The following is a 13,920-nucleotide window of genomic DNA, read 5'->3' on the forward strand; positions in this document are numbered from 1 at the left end:
GGTCTGCCGACAATCGGGAGACAAGCCGACGACATCACAGCGTCCGCCGATCCCGGTCGGTTACGCTCCAGCGATGCTCGATGTCGCCGCCCCGCCCGCGAACCCGGCCGTGCGCCGTGCCCGCGCCGTGCTGCTCTCGCCGTGGTCGCGGCTGGCGTTGCTGGCCGCGCTGCTCACCGGCTCCGCGATCGCGGTCTGGCTGTGGCAGCCGCAGCGGCTGCTGGTCCATGGCTGGCCGCCGCAGCTGTCGGGGGTGACGGCCGCGGCGCTGTTCACGGCCGCGTACGGGGTGGGCACCGCCGCGCTGGTGCCCAGGCCGCTGCTGAATCTGGCGGCCGGTGCGCTCTTCGGCGTCCAGACCGGGCTGGTCACGGCCGTCGGCGGCACCGTGATCGGCGCGGGGATCGCCTTCGGTCTGGGGCGGCTGCTGGGGCAGGAGGCGCTGCGCCGGCTGCTGCGGGGCCGCTGGCTGACGGCGGCGGACCGGCAGCTGAGCGACCACGGGTTCCGGTCCATGCTGGCGATCCGGCTGTTCCCCGGCGTACCGTTCGCCGCCGCCAACTACTGCGCGGCCGTGTCACGGATGGGCTGGCTGTCCTTCCTGCTGGCCACGGGGCTGGGCAGCGTGCCGAACACCGCCGCGTACGTGGTCGCGGGCAGCCACGCCACCACCCCCACCTCACCCGCCTTCCTCCTCGCGCTGGCGTTCATCGCGGTGCCCGCCGTGGCCGGTGCGCTGGTGGCCTGGCGCAAACGCGGCCGGATGCGGCCCGCGTGGGGCGGGCAGGACCCGGCCGGGCACGAGACGCCGCCCAAGACGCCGCCGGGGGTCTGACGGGCGGACCTGCCCGCGGTGCCTCCGGCAGGCGGTCTCAGCCGTCGGCCGGTCCGGAGGCGGGGGCCGAGGCGGTCGCGGCGCGGGCGGACAGCGGTTCGGCGATGTCCTCGAGCGAGCGCCGTTCCGCCGGGGTGGCGAGGAAGGCGGCGACGAGTCCGGCGGCGACCATCAGCGACGCCCCGATGGAGAAGGCCAGCACGGTGTCGGCGACGACTCCGCTCTGCGTCAGGTCCGAGAAGATCAGCGGGCCGCTGATGCCTCCGGCCGCCGTGCCGATGGCGTAGAAGAAGGCGATGGCCAGGGCGCGCGTCTCCATCGGGAAGACCTCGCTGACCGTCAGATACGCGGCGCTGGCACCGGCCGAGGCGAAGAAGAGGACCGCGCACCAGCAGGCGGTCATCGTGGTCGCGCCGAGCCGGCCGTCGCCGAACATCCAGGCGGTGAGGAAGAGCAGCACACCGGAGAGGAGGTACGTGCTCGAGATCATCGGGCGGCGGCCGACGGTGTCGAAGAGCCGGCCCAGCAGCAGCGGCCCGAGGAAGTTGCCGAACGCGATGACCGCGAAGTAGTAGCCGGTGTCGCCGCTGGGCACGCCGAAGAACCTCACCAGGATCGAGCCGAACCCGAAGGTGATGGCGTTGTAGAGGAACGCCTGTCCGATGAAGAGGGCCAGCCCCAGGAACGCGCGCCGGGGATAGGTCCGCAAGAGCGTCCGGGCGATCTCGACGAAGCCGGTGCTCTTCCGCGTTCTGACGGTGATGGCCTGGTCCGGCTCGGGGAGGCGCCGCCCGGTCCGGGCCTCGATCCGCCGTTCGGCCTCCGCGACCAGCTGCTCGGCGCCCGCCGCCCGGCCGTGGATGAACATCCAGCGCGGGCTCTCGGGGACGTTCCGGCGGACCAGCAGGATGGCCAGGCCGAGGACGACGCCGAAGGCGAAGGTGAGCCGCCAGCCGACGTTCAGCGGGAAGACGCCGGTGTTCAGCATCAGCACGGAGAGCAGCGAGCCGCCCATCGCGCCGAGCCAGAAGCTGCCGTTGATGATCAGGTCGACGCGGCCCCGGTAGATCCTGGGGATCAGCTCGTCGATCGCGGAGTTGATGGCCGAGTACTCCCCACCGATGCCGAAGCCGGTGAGAAAGCGGAAGAGGAAGAACCACCAGGCGGAGAAGGAGACGGCGGTGAGCGCGGTGGCGGCCAGATAGACCCCGAGCGTGACGAGGAAGAGTTTCTTGCGGCCGTGACGGTCGGTGAGCCAGCCGAAGACCAGCGCCCCGGTGCAGGCCCCGGCCACATAGAGGGCCGCCGCCACACCGGTGACCTGCGCGTCGGTGATGGACAGACCGCTGCCGGGCTCGGAGAGGCGGCTGGCGATGTTGCCGACGACGGTGGCCTCGAGACCGTCCAGGATCCATACGGTGCCGAGACCGATCACGATCATCCAGTGCCAGCGCGACCAGGGCAGCCGGTCCAGCCGTGCCGGGACATCGGTGGTGATCGTCCCGCCGGTCCCGCCGGTCCCGCCCCCTCGGCCTCCCTGACCTCCGTCGGGCCCGAACGCGGTCATACGGCGCGGCTCCTCGGCTGTCCACGACTGTCCATGGCTGTCCACACCTGATCGTCGGCACGGCCCCCACGGCCGGGCGGCCACCGCCGAGTACCCCTGGCCGATGTGATCAACCGATGCTCCGACCGGGCCCTTGCTAAGCCGCGCACCCGGGGACGCTACGCTGCCCCACAACCGGCAGTTGATCCTCGACCGCCGGCCTTCCCAACGACCACCCGCCTGCATCGGTCACGCATGGCCATTCACGGCCATGCACCGATCAGCGCACGATCAGCCTTTGGATAGCGAAGACTCAATGTCGTGGTTTGAATCACTCATCCTCGGGCTGGTCCAGGGGTTGACTGAGTTTCTCCCGATCTCCTCCAGCGCCCACCTGCGGCTCACGGCCGCGTTCGCCGGCTGGAACGACCCTGGGCCCGCCTTCACCGCGATCACCCAGATCGGCACGGAGCTCGCGGTGCTCATCTACTTCCGCAAGGACATCGTCACCATCGTCTCCTCCTGGTTCCGCTCGCTCTTCAGCAAGGAGTGGCGCGGCAACCACGACGCCCAGATGGGCTGGCTGGTGATCGTCGGCTCCATACCCATCGGCGTGCTCGGCCTCACACTTCAGGACGCGATCGAGGGTCCGTTCCGCGATCTGCGCCTCATCGCCACGACCCTCGTGGTCCTGGGCCTCGTTCTCGGCTTCGCGGACCGGCGCGCGGCGCGCGATGAGACGGGCGGCCGGCACCGTGTCGCCAACCAGCGCAAGACGCTGCGGGAACTGAGCATCCGGGACGGCCTGATATTCGGCGTCTGCCAGGCGATGGCGCTGGTGCCGGGCGTCTCCCGGTCAGGCGCGACGATCAGTGGCGGGCTGCTGATGGGCTACACCCGCGAGGCAGCGGCCCGGTACTCCTTCCTGCTCGCGGTGCCGGCGGTGCTGGCCTCGGGCGTTTTCGAGCTGAAGGACGCGTCCGAGGGGCATACGGAGTGGGGTCCGACGCTCTTCGCCACGGTCGTGGCCTTCGTGGTCGGCTATGCGGTCATCGCATGGTTCATGAAATTCATTTCCAGTAAGAGCTTCATGCCGTTCGTGATCTACCGGGTGCTGCTGGGTCTCGCGCTCTTCGCCCTGGTCGGCTTCGGCGTGCTGAGCGCCCACGCGGCCGAGTCGGCGGGCTGAGGCATGGGGATGGGCCGCCGGCCGAGGAGGGAGGAGTCCGGCGGCCCCTTCGCTCAGGTCTGGCGCCCCCTGAGCGGTATGGGACGAGTCAATCGCCATGCGGAGCGCCAGGGAAGGGTGTGCGGTAGATATATGCGAGCATTCGCAGCACACCGGGTGTGAATTTCCCACCCAACGCACACCCCTCCCCTCACCGGCGGTCCGGTGAAGGCGCTCACGCCGGCGGTCCGGCGACGATCTCCACCAGCTGGTCCAACGAGTCGATCCGCCAGTCCGCCATCGCCGCGTCGGCCGTATCGGCCCACAGACACCCCCACGGCCCCCGGCGGATATGCGCGGCCCGCAGCCCGGCGGCCTTCGCCGGCCGGATGTCGAGGGCCGGGTAGTCACCCACGTACACCGTCCGCCCCGGCGCGGCACCGCCGAGCTCCAGCACCCGCCGGAAGAACTCCGGATCGGGCTTGACGACCCCCCATTGGCTGGACGTGGCCACGGCGTCGACGGGCAGCTCCAGCCCGCGCAGCAGCTCACCCGCCCGCAGCGACTGGTTCCCGGCCAGCACGACCCGCACCCCCGACTCCCGCAGCGCGCCGAGCGCGGACCGCACATCCGGGTACAGATCGGTCTCGTCCAGCCACTCCCCCCGCCCGGCCGCCTCCCGCGCCCGCTGCTCGGCCTCGATGTCCACCCCCGGCCGCACCAGGCGGATCGCGTCCCCGTCGTCCCGCCCCGTCGCGACGACGGCCCCCACCAGCGTGGACAGGGTGTGCCGCGGCACACCGAGCCAGTCGGCCCAGGCGCCCCAGTAGCGGTCCTCACGGACCAGGGTCGAGCCGATGTCGAACACCACGGTCTCGATCATCGCGCGCGCCCGCGACCCCGGGCCCTCACGCCTCCGCCGGCCGCTCGCCCTCCCAGTCGGCGTAGCGGATCCGGGCGATTTCTCGCACCTCGCCGACCGTGCCCCATTCGTCCTTCCCCAGCCGGGACAGCGGCCGCAGCCTGCTGATCTCCGCATGCCCGTCGACCATCACCGCGTCGTCGATCGCGGCATGCACCACCCGCCCGAAGACCACCGTGGAGTTCCCGAACCCCGCCGTGCCGTGCACCACGCACTCCAGCGCCACCGGCGACCCCGCCACCCGGGGCGGCTTCACCCGCGCACTCGGCTCCTGCGCCACCCCCACCGCCTCGAACTCGCTCACCCCGTGCGGAAAGTCCGTCCCGGTCGCGTTGACCTGCTCGAAGAGTCCCTCGGGCGCGAGGCTCACCACGAACTCCCCGGTGTCCTCGGCGTTCCGCAGCGAATCCTTCCGCCCCACGGAGGTGAACTGCACGATCGGCGGGGCCACGGACGCGACGGTGAAGAACGAGTGCGGGGCGAGGTTCGCCGTGCCGTCCGCCGACACCGTGGACACCCAGGCGATCGGCCGCGGCACCACCACGGAGGTCAGCAGCTTGTAGAAGGAGTTCCCGGCCATGGTCTCGGGATCGAAGTCGATACGCATGCGACCCAGTATCCGCACACGCGGCGGCGCGCCCCAACGACGGGTCGCGGCGTCACCCGGCCCCCGGATTCCGCGGACGGTGCCCGGCGCCGGAAGACACGGGCGTCCGGGGCCGGACACCACCGTGTCCGCCGCGTCCCTCGGGACGACTCCGGGCCCGGCCCCCTGTGCCTACCCGCTGGACACCCCGGTCACCTGGGGGTTCCCGCCGTCCCTCCACCGCCCCGCAGACGCATGTCCCGGCGGCCGCGTCGAGAGCGCCGGCTCGACGGTACGGTCCGCCATCTCCATGTCCCCACTCCGCGTTGCCGTTGCTCAGTGTGGATCTTAATCCGGTGACGCGGGCGGCGGCTCACGGACCGGAGGCGGAGTGACCACCGTCATCGTGCGCGGCGCCGCCGTGTCCGGGCGGGCGCGCGGACCATGGCGTCCGCCCGGAGGACCTGGCCCGCGCCCCCGACCGCACAGGGCAATAGGGCAATAGGGCAATACAGCTAGGGCAAACGGCCGAACGTCGCCGCCGCCACGTGTTCTCGCGATATCCGGTCGAGCAGCACTATCGAGGCCGTTTCGGCCAGCGGTCGGGGCACGGGGACCACGGCGCCGGCCGGGTGTGCCGCGCCGGGCCCGGGTAACGCGCGCAGCAGGCGGTCGAGTCCCCGCCGGTGCCGGGCGAAGACGCGTGGCGAGGCCCACCGGGCCCGGGCCTCCTGCCCCGCGAGCGCCTCGTCCGCCCCCACGTCCAGGAGCACCACATGCAGCTCGCGGCCCCGCCGTTCGGCATACCGGGCCAGCCACCGGCGCAGCCAGGCCCTGCACCAACACCGGGGAGGTGCGGCGCATCTGACGGCACAGCCACCGGAAGTGCCTCAGCCGCGCCCAGGGCCGGTACACCCCGTACGGCAGCCACGCGGGCATGACCGCCTCACAGGCGAGGTGGGCCGCCCTGGGATCGATGGCGGGCGCGGCCTTCGACCAGCGTTCCATCACCGTGCTCTTCCCGCTTCCGGGCAGACCGGAGACGACCACCACGGCGTCGGCCGGATACGCCAGGACGGCGGGAGGGTCGGCGCGGCCGCGCAGGTCGACCACGCCTCGCGGCCGAAGGCATCGGCTCGGCCGGTGGTGTGGGGAGGCCGGCGCGTCCGGTTCGCCCGCCTTGTCGGTCGTGCTCACGGTTCCCTCTGATACCGCGGTCAGTGGCCGCTGCCTCGTGGCACAGCCGACCGGCTCGTGCGCACTGTCGACCGGCTCGTGCGCACTGTCGACCGAAGTATCCCAAGGCGACCGCGGCCGGGATCCGGCTGGTCCCACCTCATGATGTGCGGACGGCTTGGCGGCCGGGGATTCGTGTGCGCGGCCACGGAGCCCGTCCGCTCAGCGCCGCCTCGCACTGGCTGGCCGGGTGCTCGGAGAGGCATGCGGTCGCGCGCCGGGTGGCGCGGGGAGGTTACCCGGCCGTGTCCGGCGGGAGGATGTGTTACGGGCGTGGGTCATATCCATCCAACGTATTGACATATCAAATGGCTCAGATCACTCTCGATCCATGGCCGAACGTGACCTCCCGCTCTACGAGCAGATCCGCAGGGAGCTGGAGGGAAACATCCGGGACGGCCGGTGGCAGCCCGGAACCCGGGTGCCCACCGAAGCCGAACTCGGAGCCCAGTTCGGTGTTTCGCGGATCACCGTGCAGCGTGCGCTGCGCGAACTCGCGGACGCCGGGCTGGTCGTCCGGTACCGCAGGCATGGCACGTTCGTCGCGCAGACCGCCGACGAGGAGAACCTGCTCCGCTCGGCGGGCGTGCTGACCAGCGGGCCCGAGACCCACGGTGACCACCGGGTGGTCGGCGGCAGGGTGCTGCCCGCGGGCGGCGCGGCCCTGCGGCTGCCCGGCCTGGACGACAACGACGCCGTCGTACAGCTCGAACGCCACAAGCTGAGCGCCGACGGCACCCGCGTGACCAGCACGGAACTCGCCGTGCTGCCCTTCCGGTTCGCCCCCGACCTGCTCGATCAGGATCTGGTCACCATCACGAGCCATATGTACCTCCGGGACCGCGGAGTGCCGCTGCGCCGCTCGCGGCTCTACGTGGAGCCGTACGCCCTGGACGAGGAGCACGCCGAGCTCTTCGGCCTGGAACCGGGTGCCGCGGTCTTCCGCTGGCTGCGCGTCACCTGGGCGGAGAACGACGAGGTGGTCGAACACCTCGAGATGATCCTGCCGACCGGCACATCCCGCTTCTACGTGGAGACTTCGCTCCTCGGTCCGCTCCGCTGATCCGTTCGCCCCCGATCCGTTCGCCCGCTCCTCCGCTCCCGCCGTTCGCTCCCACCCCTCGGCCCCCACATCGTCTCCCCCTCCCTCCCGCCTCCTCCGGTCGCGGGAACGGCACTTCCATCCCTCATCGCAGGAGGTAGCCATGGATTCCCACCGATCAGCCCTGTCCGCCCTGTGTGCCGTGTCAAGTGCCCTCGCACTCACCGTCGCCGTCACCGGCTGCGGCTCCCCCACCGCCTCCGCCGGGGGCGGAAAGGGGGGTGCCCTGGTGGTGGCCGGCTACGGCGGCTCGTTCGAGACGGCGTTCCACGACTCGGTGCTGCCCACGTTCGAGAAGAGCTGCGGCTGCAAGGTCACCTACATCCCCGGCTCCTCCACCGACACCGTCGCCAAGCTCAAGGCGCAGCGCGCCCACCCGCAGATCGACGTGGCACTGGTCGACGACGGCCCCCAGGCGCAGGCGCAGGAGGCCGGACTGCTCGCGTCGATCGACACCAAGGTGGTGCCCGTGGACCACGTGGTGAAGATCGCCCGGATGGAAAACGACTCCGGGGTGGGCTTCGGGCTCACCGCCACCGGCATCGCCTACAACCCCGAGTGGTTCGCGGAACACGGCGTCCCCAAGCCCACCACCTGGGAGGACCTGGCGAACCCCAAGCTGAAGGACAAGGTGGTCCTGCCGTCGATCACCAACACCTACGGGGTGGGGCTGCTGGTCGGCGCGTCCCGGGCGAACGGCGGCTCGGAGCGGGACGTCGGCCCCGGCTTCACGGCGGTCAGGGAGATCGCCGGGAACGCGGTCACGTTCGACACCACCGCCGATGTGTCCAACTACTTCCTCCAGGGCCAGGCCGCCGCCTCGGTGTGGGGGGTGTCGCGGACCTCGACGCTGGCGGACAAGGACTTCCCGATCGCCTTCGTCTACCCGAAGGACGGCGCCATCGCCCTGGTGACCACGGCGAACGTGGTCAAGAAGGCACCGCATCAGGAGCTGGCCCAGAAGTTCGTCGCCCATCTGCTGGAGCCGTCCGTCCAGCGGGCGCTGGCCAAGGCGACCTATGACGGCTCGGTGGTCCGCGGCGTCAAGGAGGACCCCGCGCTGAAGAACAAGGTCGTCAGCGCCGACAAGGTGGACTCCCTGCTGAAGCTCGACTGGAAGACGATCAACAAGAACCGCGCGGCCTGGACCGACACGTGGAACAAGCGGGTGGAGAGCAAGTGAGCGCGGGAACGGGAACCGTGGGCGTGGCGGGCGCGGCCACCGGGCCGGACACCGCCGGACGGACCGGGAGCGCCCGGGGGCGGCTGGTCCTCAAGGGGATCCGCAAGTCCCTCGGTGGCAAGGAGATCGTGCGCGGTATCGACCTGACGATGGAGCCCGGGGAGTTCCTCACCCTGCTCGGGCCCTCGGGATGCGGCAAGAGCACCACACTGAACATGGTGGCGGGCCATCTGCTGCCCGACTCGGGCGCGGTGGAGGTGGACGGCCGCGACATCACCCGGCTTCCGGCGAACCGGCGGACCATGGGCATGGTCTTCCAGTCCTACGCGCTCTTCCCGCACATGACGGTGGCGGAGAACATCGCGTTCGGCCTGCGGATGCGCAAGGTGGGGGCAGCCCGGCGCAGGCACAGGGCTGCCGAGGCCCTGGAGCTGGTGGGACTCGACGGCATGGGCGAGCGGTACCCGCGTCAGCTCTCCGGCGGGCAGCGCCAGCGCACGGCCCTGGCCAGGGCGCTGGTCGTGGAACCCGATCTGCTGCTGCTCGACGAGCCGTTCTCCAACCTCGACGCCCAGCTCAGGGTGCGCCTGCGCGAGGAGGTCGCCGCCCTCCAGCGCCGGGTGGGCACCACCACGATCCTGGTCACCCACGACCAGGACGAGGCACTGGCGGTGTCGGACCGGATCGCGGTGATGGCCGAGGGGACGATCCACCAGCTGGACGACCCCGAGACCGTGTATCTGCGTCCGGCCACGGACTTCGTGGCGCGGTTCGTCGGTGAGGTGAACGTGCTCGACGGCATCGCGGCGGGGACGGCCACCAACGGCCACCGCTGCCGGATCGGCACCCACCTGGTCACGGCGACGCCGGTCGGCCCCGCGCCGGACGATGGCGAGGAGGTACGGCTCTATGTGCGGCCGGAGGCCGTGCGGGTGCTGCCCGTACCCGGCCCCGGGGAGGGCCGCGCGGACGGCACATCCGCCGGCCGGACCGCGGAGCCGGGGCTTCCCGGCACCGTCGAGGCCACCCGCTTCCTCGGCACCCGCGTGCGCTGTGCGGTGGCCACGGCCGCGGGACGCGTGGAGGCCACGATGCCGTTCGGTTCCGACGTGCCCGGTCTGGGCGAGGAGGTGATCTGCGCATGGCAGCCACAGCACGCGTCGCTCGCGGCCCGGCCCTGACGCCCGGCGGCTCCGCGCCGGCGCCGCCGGCTACCGGGCCGGTCAAGCGGCGCGGCCCCTGGCGCACCGGTCTGCTGCTGGCCTCCCCGGCCATCGCCGTACTCGCCCTGCTCTTCGTCGCACCGCTGTTCATGCTGGTGTACAACAGCTTCCGCACCCAGGCGGGCGACCCCACCCTGGACAACTACACGCGGTTCCTCGGGGACTCCTTCTACCGGGGCGTGCTGTGGCACACCCTGTGGATCGGCGCGCTGACCACGCTCGGCTGCCTCGTCGTGGGCTACCCGTTCGCCGTCTATCTGCGCGGGCGCTCTCCCAGGGCGCGCAACTACCTCTCCCTCGTGCTGCTGTCCCCGCTGCTCATCTCCATGGTGACCAGGGCGTACGGGTGGCTGGTGCTGCTCGGGCCGAAGGGGCCGGTCGCGGACGCGTTCCACGCCGTGGGCCTGGACGCGCCGAAGATGCTGTACAACGACACCGCGGTCGTCGTCGGCATGGTGCACGTGATGCTCGCCTACATGGTGCTGCCGCTGATGGGCAGCCTGGACCGGATCGACCCGGCCCTCACCCCCGCGGCCAAGGGCCTGGGGGCCGGCGGCTGGACGTGCTTCTGGCGGATCACCGTCCCGCTGTCCTTGCCGGGCATGCTCGCCGGTTCGCTGATCGTGTTCAGCCTGACCGTCTCCAGCTTCGTCACCCCGGCGATTCTGGGCGGGCCCACGGTGAAGCTGATGCCGTACTTCGTCTACACCGAGGCCACATCCAATCTGAACTGGCCGTACGCGGCGGCGATCGGCTTCGTCCTGATCGTGGTGACGACCGTCCTGACGGCGGGGTACGCCCGGCTGCTGCGCGGGCGCGGGGGCAAGGAGGTGTTCGCATGAGGGCGGCGACCACGGGGAGCGGGGCGGCGGGCAAGGCCGCGGACACGCCGGTGGGCAAACCGGCCGCCACGGGCGTGGGCGGGCGCGCGGGACGGCTGCTCGGAGCCGTGTTCGCCGCGCTGGTCGGCCTGTTCCTGATGGCTCCCGTGCTCGTGACCATCGCTTCGTCGCTCACTACCACCAGCTATGTCACCTTCCCGCCGAAGGGGCTGACCCTGCACTGGTACGCGGAGCTGCTGAACCGGCCCGAGTTCCTGGACTCGTTCCTGATCAGCATCGGCGTGGCGGCGGGCGCCGCGGTGGTGTCCACGGCGCTCGGGCTCGCCGCGGGGCTGGCCATCCACCGCTATCCGTTCCCGGGGAAGTCGGTGCTGGACAGGCTGTTCTCCAGCGCGTTCGCCGTGCCGACGATCGTGCTCGGCATCGGACTGCTCCAGTGGTACGCCCAGCTCGGCATGGCCTCCAGCCCGCTCACCCTGCTGCTGGCACACCTGGTGCTGACCGTCCCGTACACCGTCCGCCTGGTCCTGGCCGGGCTCGCCGGGCTGGACCGGTCGGCGGAGCTGGCCGCCGCCGGTCTGGGCGCGACGGCGCCGCGGGTGTTCTGGCACGTGACGCTGCCCGCCGTGCGCGGACCGATGGTCGCGGGGGCGTTCTTCGCCCTGATCACCTCCTTCGACGACCTGACCATCGCGCTGTTCGTGGTGACCACGGACATGCAGACCCTGCCGGTGCGGATCTTCAACTACCTCCAGTACAACTACGACCCGACCGTGACCGCCGTGGGCACCGTGATGGTGTTCTTCGCCGCGGTGGTCGTCGTCGTCATCGAGCGCGTCGTCGGTGTCGCCCATCTCTTCGGGGCCGACCCCGAGCGCTGACCCCGTGCTCCGCGCACGCACGTTGCGCACACACCGTGCGTGCACAGCGAGCGCACACACCGTTCCCGCACGGCGTTCCCGGGCCAGGCCCTGTTCCGGCGTGCCCGAAGACGCGTGCACCGGAGACTGAGGAGGATTGCCTTGCGAGTTGTGGTCATCGGAGCCGGAGTGGTGGGCGCGGCCGTGGCGGCCGAACTGGCCGCCCGCGGCGCCCGCGTCACCGTGCTGGAGGCGGAACACCCCGGCGCGGGCACCACCGCGACCTCGTTCGCCTGGGTCAACAGCGCGAACAAGGAGCCGGAGCCGTACTTCGCGCTCAACCACGCGGGGATGCGGGCCCACCACGAGTTCGCCGGGGGCGGCGCGCCGTGGTTCTTCCCCACCGGGAACCTGGAGTGGGCGGTGACGGACCGGCACAAGGAGGTGCTCGCCGCGCGGGTGGCCCGGCTCCGGGAGAGGGACTACCCGGTGGAGTGGATCACCGCGGAACGGGCCCGGAAGCTGGAGCCGGACCTCGCGGCGGCACCGTCGCACGCCCGGTTCGCCTTCTTCCCCCAGGAGGCGTACACCCTGCCCGTGCTGCTGCTGTCCCGGCTGCTGGGCGGTGCCAGAGACCTGGGCGTGACGGTGGTGGGCGGCGCCCGGGTGACCGCCATCGAGCACGGCCCGGCGGGCACCACCGTGGTCTGCTCCGACGGCGGCCGCCATGCCGCGGACACGGTGGTGAGCTGCGTGGGCCGGTGGACGCAAGGAGTGGCCGAACTGGCCGGTGCGCACATCCCCATGGTGGACCCGGATCTGGCCGGCTCGGCGACGGTCGGCTTCCTCGCCACCACCGCACCGGTGGCCGCGCGCCTGTCCCGCGTCCTGACCGGCCCACGGCTCAACGTCCGCCCCGACGGCGGCGGCCGCCTGCTGCTCCAGGCCCTGGACCTGGACGCCGCCGCCGACCCCGCCGAGTCGTACCCGCCCGACGGTGGGATCGCCACCGAACTCCTGGCCCGTCTGCCCGAGGTGCTGACCGGCACCGAGGGAGCCGCGATGGAGAAGGTCCGGGTCGGCCGGCGGGCCATGCCGGGCGACGGCTTCACGGTGGCGGGCTTCGCCGCCACCGACGTCCCGTTCTACGTGGTGGCGACCCACAGCGGCATCACCCTGGCCCCCCTGCTCGGCCGCCTGGTCGCGGACGAGCTGTACGGCGACGAGTCCCCCCTGCTGTCGGACTTCCGGCCCGGGCGCTTCACCTCGGGCGAGGCCCTGCCCCCGCCGCCTCCGGCACGCCGCCCCGGAGAACAGTGAGACGGAACGGGCCCGCCGGTGCCTGGGGGCGGTGACCTGACCGGTGCCGGGTGACGAACCGGCGTGTGGGCCCGTGAGCGTCTGCGGTGGGCGGGTGGTGGCCACGTCCGCCGCGGGCGGGGGGTGGGGGGAGGAGGTCCGCCGCGAGCGGGGGTGGCCGCGTCTGCGGCAGGCGGGAAGGCGGCCACATCTACCGCGGGCGGGGCGAGCGAACGTCTGCCACGGGCAAAGGGTGGCCACATCTGCGGCAGGCGGGAAGGCGACCCCATTCACGAGTGGTGGCCACGTCCACCACAGGCGGGAAGGCGGCCATATCTACCGCGGGCAGGGCGGGCGAACGTCCACCACAGGCGAGGAGCGACCCACATCCACCACAGGCGGAGGCGAACGTCCATCGCGGTCAAGGGGCGACCACGTACGGCCACCACCCGCCCCGGCTGATCGCCGTGTCACCCGGCTCCGGGCCGCGTCTCGCACCTGAGCGGCACCGTCACGCGGGATGGCTCAGGCCCGCCGTGACCAGGGCGGCCAGCTCGGCGTAGGCCTCGCTGTCCGACAGGCCCGTGCTCGCGGCCACCGCGCGGCGCTGGATGCGGACCATCTGCGCCGCCACGAGGTCGGCGACGAATCCGGCGTGCGCGTCACGGAACGCGCCCTTGGTCACGCCGTCGTCGATCAGCTCGCCGATCCTGCGCGCCGCGGCCTGGGTGTTGCGCTCGTAGACCTCGGCGGCCGGCGCGAACGAGGCCAGATCGTCGAAGAACCGGGGCGAGGCGACGGCGAGTTCGGCCGCGACCGCGTTCAGGTATGCGGTGATCCGGGCGGCCGGGGACAGGCCCTCGGCCGCGACGGCCCGTTCGACCCGCTCGGTCGCGAAGCGGAAGAACCGCACCACGGCCGCGCGGACCAGTTGTTCCTTGCTGCCCGCCAGCGTGTAGAGCGTCCGCTTCGAGCAGTGCAGGCGTGCGGCGATGTCGTCCAGGGTCAGCTGGGCGAAGCCTTCGGACAGGATCAGCCGCACGACGCCGTTCTCAAGCTCGACGCGGCGGGCTTCTCCACGGCGTACAGGGGCGCTGCTGGTCACCTTCCGATCGTCT

Annotated in this window: 13 protein-coding genes; 8 read left to right on the forward strand and 5 right to left on the reverse strand. The window is 71.9% G+C overall.

The genetic code is table 11. The features are described 5' to 3' along the window. Window positions 1–73: 73 nt before the first annotated feature. A complete protein-coding gene (locus PS467_RS05875; RefSeq protein WP_268970397.1) occupies window positions 74–835 on the forward strand; it encodes a TVP38/TMEM64 family protein in 762 nt (253 codons plus the stop codon). Between the two features lie 37 nt (window positions 836–872). On the opposite strand, the gene PS467_RS05880 is transcribed toward PS467_RS05875, so the two are convergent. Then, on the reverse strand, window positions 873–2,402 hold the full coding sequence (locus PS467_RS05880; RefSeq protein WP_311034312.1) for an MFS transporter: 1,530 nt from the start codon (window positions 2,400–2,402) through the stop codon (window positions 873–875). A 295-nt stretch (window positions 2,403–2,697) separates the two neighbouring features. Between PS467_RS05880 and PS467_RS05885 the strand changes: the two genes are divergently transcribed. Beyond that, window positions 2,698–3,570 (forward strand): undecaprenyl-diphosphate phosphatase, encoded by an 873-nt coding sequence (locus PS467_RS05885; RefSeq protein WP_268970399.1) that lies wholly within the window; start codon window positions 2,698–2,700, stop codon window positions 3,568–3,570. A 214-nt stretch (window positions 3,571–3,784) separates the two neighbouring features. Here the strand turns inward: PS467_RS05885 and PS467_RS05890 are convergent, their stop codons facing one another. From PS467_RS05890 to PS467_RS05900, 3 genes are all read right to left on the reverse strand, one after another. Beyond that, window positions 3,785–4,432, reverse strand: a complete 648-nt coding sequence (locus PS467_RS05890) for an HAD family hydrolase (RefSeq protein ID WP_311034313.1) — start codon at window positions 4,430–4,432, stop codon at window positions 3,785–3,787. A gap of 25 nt (window positions 4,433–4,457) precedes the next feature. Next, entirely contained in the window at window positions 4,458–5,078 is a 621-nt protein-coding gene (locus PS467_RS05895) for a flavin reductase family protein (protein WP_311034314.1), read from the reverse strand. A 494-nt stretch (window positions 5,079–5,572) separates the two neighbouring features. Further along, the gene (locus PS467_RS05900) at window positions 5,573–5,830 is read right to left on the reverse strand and encodes a hypothetical protein (RefSeq protein WP_311034315.1); all 258 of its coding nucleotides are present in this window, start codon (window positions 5,828–5,830) and stop codon (window positions 5,573–5,575) included. A 794-nt stretch (window positions 5,831–6,624) separates the two neighbouring features. Here PS467_RS05900 and PS467_RS05905 point away from each other — a divergent pair. From PS467_RS05905 to PS467_RS05930, 6 genes are all read left to right on the forward strand, one after another. Beyond that, on the forward strand, window positions 6,625–7,356 hold the full coding sequence (locus PS467_RS05905) for a GntR family transcriptional regulator (protein ID WP_311034316.1): 732 nt from the start codon (window positions 6,625–6,627) through the stop codon (window positions 7,354–7,356). 181 nt (window positions 7,357–7,537) lie between these two features. Further along, window positions 7,538–8,578, forward strand: coding sequence for an ABC transporter substrate-binding protein (locus PS467_RS05910; protein ID WP_311034317.1), 1,041 nt, complete (start codon window positions 7,538–7,540; stop codon window positions 8,576–8,578). After that, entirely contained in the window at window positions 8,575–9,759 is a 1,185-nt protein-coding gene (locus tag PS467_RS05915) for an ABC transporter ATP-binding protein (protein WP_311034318.1), read from the forward strand. The genes PS467_RS05910 and PS467_RS05915 overlap by 4 nt, the downstream gene beginning before the upstream one ends. Further along, a complete protein-coding gene (locus tag PS467_RS05920; RefSeq protein WP_311034319.1) occupies window positions 9,720–10,643 on the forward strand; it encodes an ABC transporter permease in 924 nt (307 codons plus the stop codon). Before PS467_RS05915 ends, PS467_RS05920 begins: the two co-directional genes overlap by 40 nt. Next, complete coding sequence (locus tag PS467_RS05925) at window positions 10,640–11,524, forward strand: ABC transporter permease (protein ID WP_311034320.1); 885 nt, start codon at window positions 10,640–10,642, stop codon at window positions 11,522–11,524. The genes PS467_RS05920 and PS467_RS05925 overlap by 4 nt, the downstream gene beginning before the upstream one ends. 150 nt (window positions 11,525–11,674) lie before the next feature. Continuing rightward, a complete protein-coding gene (locus PS467_RS05930) occupies window positions 11,675–12,823 on the forward strand; it encodes an NAD(P)/FAD-dependent oxidoreductase (RefSeq protein WP_311039768.1) in 1,149 nt (382 codons plus the stop codon). Between the two features lie 490 nt (window positions 12,824–13,313). Here the strand turns inward: PS467_RS05930 and PS467_RS05935 are convergent, their stop codons facing one another. Next, window positions 13,314–13,907 carry a TetR/AcrR family transcriptional regulator gene (locus PS467_RS05935; protein ID WP_311034321.1) on the reverse strand — a complete coding sequence of 198 codons (594 nt, stop codon included), beginning with the start codon at window positions 13,905–13,907 and terminating at the stop codon, window positions 13,314–13,316. Window positions 13,908–13,920 lie beyond the last annotated feature (13 nt).

Source organism: Streptomyces luomodiensis (genome assembly GCF_031679605.1).
In the GTDB taxonomy this organism is placed as follows: domain Bacteria; phylum Actinomycetota; class Actinomycetes; order Streptomycetales; family Streptomycetaceae; genus Streptomyces; species Streptomyces luomodiensis.

Coding starts and splice junctions, on each gene's coding strand:
- PS467_RS05920 (WP_311034319.1), top strand. CDS start 9,720: ATGGCAGCCACAGCACGCGTCGCTCGCGGCCCGGCCCTGACGCCCGGC.
- PS467_RS05880 (WP_311034312.1), bottom strand. CDS start 2,402: ATGACCGCGTTCGGGCCCGACGGAGGTCAGGGAGGCCGAGGGGGCGGG.
- PS467_RS05875 (WP_268970397.1), top strand. CDS start 74: ATGCTCGATGTCGCCGCCCCGCCCGCGAACCCGGCCGTGCGCCGTGCC.
- PS467_RS05895 (WP_311034314.1), bottom strand. CDS start 5,078: ATGCGTATCGACTTCGATCCCGAGACCATGGCCGGGAACTCCTTCTAC.
- PS467_RS05925 (WP_311034320.1), top strand. CDS start 10,640: ATGAGGGCGGCGACCACGGGGAGCGGGGCGGCGGGCAAGGCCGCGGAC.
- PS467_RS05890 (WP_311034313.1), bottom strand. CDS start 4,432: ATGATCGAGACCGTGGTGTTCGACATCGGCTCGACCCTGGTCCGTGAG.
- PS467_RS05885 (WP_268970399.1), top strand. CDS start 2,698: ATGTCGTGGTTTGAATCACTCATCCTCGGGCTGGTCCAGGGGTTGACT.
- PS467_RS05905 (WP_311034316.1), top strand. CDS start 6,625: ATGGCCGAACGTGACCTCCCGCTCTACGAGCAGATCCGCAGGGAGCTG.